The organism is Pseudomonas brassicacearum (assembly GCF_003732265.1).
Lineage (GTDB): Bacteria > Pseudomonadota > Gammaproteobacteria > Pseudomonadales > Pseudomonadaceae > Aquipseudomonas > Aquipseudomonas brassicacearum_D.
In genome coordinates this window covers 1-299 of record NZ_MOBK01000389.1, presented here as the reverse complement: position 1 = coordinate 299, position 299 = coordinate 1, and the positions used below count along the sequence as shown (strand labels likewise).

Here is a 299-nt window from a genome sequence, read left to right as displayed (position 1 = left end):
AGGTCGTTGAAAACCTTCATCCAGAATTTGGCGCCCTCGGTAGGTTCGATCCAAATGCCGAGAATATCGCGTGTTCCGTCAGGCAAAACCCCCAGGGCCAAGTAGATCGCCTTGTTGCGAACCAGCCCCTCTTCGCGGATTTTGACCCGCAGAGCATCGAAGAAAATAACCGGATACATCGGCTCCAAAGGCCGCTGTTGCCATGCACCGATCTCTGCCATGACCTCGTCGGTTACGGAGCTGATGAAGTCGGGGGAAACGTCCGTACCGTACTGCTCGGAAAGAAACGCACGGATCTC

1 protein-coding gene is annotated in these 299 nt (G+C 55.2%); it reads right to left on the bottom strand.

Going from position 1 to position 299, the window contains the following annotated elements; all coding sequences use genetic code 11:
- The coding region (locus BK660_RS31870; RefSeq protein WP_185045354.1) for a transposase at positions 1-299 on the bottom strand (299 nt) is incomplete at both ends.